Below are 1,435 nucleotides of genomic sequence, written 5' to 3'. Positions count from 1 at the left end.
CCCCCACGCCGACGCCCACCCCGGAAGGCACCCCGACGGGGACGCCGGAGGGCACGCCGACCGGGCAGCAGGCGCAGGCCGAGGACCCGGCGACCCCGCCGCCGTGCACCACGCCGACCCCGACCCCGGCCGGCCAGACCCAGCAGGTGGCTCCGCAGCCTGGTGACTGACCGCCCGCAAACCCCTTGTTCTGCACGTTTTCGTGCCGTTACCCGCCCTTGTTCGTGCGGGTCAAGGTGGGCCAGGTAACTTTGCACCGACTTGATGTAACTTTCCGGGGCATCGGTCGTTGAGCCGACTATGCGCCTAACCCGTAGTGGAAACCGTCGGGTCAAAATCATCATCGCGTCACTGTGCACAGTCCCGCTCCTGGTCGGGGCGATCGTGACAGTGGCTTCGGGTGGGGCCGGTGCCTCCGGCCAGCTCGCGACGGACAGTCCGGTTGCTCCCCAGCCTGGAGCCGGACTGAACAGCGGTGAGTTCGACGAACTGACGATGATCGTGCCGCAGCGTCCCGGAGTGGACGGCCGGCTCGGATCCGACAAACCCGCCCGTGCCGACGTTCCCGTGCAAGGGGCCACCGACGGCCGTTCCGTCGTCCGCCCCGGGCGTCCGGGCGCCGTCAACGGCATCCCCCGCGGGGTCTTCCCCGCCTACCGCCGCGCCACCGCGAATCTCGCCGTGGTCCGCCCGAACTGTGGCCTCACCTGGCCGTTGCTGGCCGGGATCGGCAAGGTCGAGTCCGACCACGCCAGCGGTGGCCGCGTCGACGTCGCCGGGACCACCCGCGGCAAGATCTTCGGCCCGATGCTGAACGGCAAGGCCGGCAACGGCAAGATCCCCGACAGCGACAAGGGCAAGTACGACGGCGACCTGACCTGGGACCGCGCCGTCGGGCCGATGCAGATCATCCCGCAGGTCTGGGCCGACTACGGCGCCGACGGCAACGGTGACGGCTTCCGCAACCCCAACAACGTGTACGACGCGGTCACCACGGTGGCCGTCTACCTGTGCGCCGAGGGCGACGACCTGAAGCGCCCCCGGGACCTGGTCGAGTCGCTGCTGCGGTATCAGCACTCCAAGGACTTCGTCGCCACGGTGCTGAGGTGGATGCGCGTCTACAGCAAGAACGCTGTCCTGATCCCGAACGAGAAGGGCCAGCTGTCGGTCCCGAAGCCGACCGGTAACGCCGAGCGCAAGGTCGACCCGCGCCAGGTCCCGGACGTGCCGGACGACACCAAGACGCCGACCCCGACGCCGACCAAGAAGCCGCCGACAACGCTGCCGTCGACGACGCCGGACCCGGTGGACGAGCCGACCAAGCCGCCGACGCACAAGCCGACGAAGCCGCCGACACCGAAGCCGACGCCGACCCCGACGCCGACTCCCACGCCGACGCCGACCCCCACGCCGACCCCGACGCCGACTCCCACCC

1 protein-coding gene is annotated in these 1,435 nt (G+C 70.4%); it reads left to right on the top strand.

Annotation, left to right across the window (positions count from 1 at the left end):
• Window positions 1–384 precede the first annotated feature (384 nt).
• The coding region (locus E1261_RS44730; protein WP_238176862.1) for a lytic transglycosylase domain-containing protein at window positions 385–1,435 on the top strand (1,051 nt) is incomplete at its 3' end.

Origin of the sequence: Kribbella albertanoniae (genome assembly GCF_004348455.1) — a bacterium.
Taxonomy (GTDB): Bacteria; Actinomycetota; Actinomycetes; order Propionibacteriales; family Kribbellaceae; genus Kribbella; species Kribbella albertanoniae.
The sequence above is the reverse complement of the archived record's forward strand: the minus strand, read 5'-3'. Positions and strand labels throughout refer to the sequence as shown.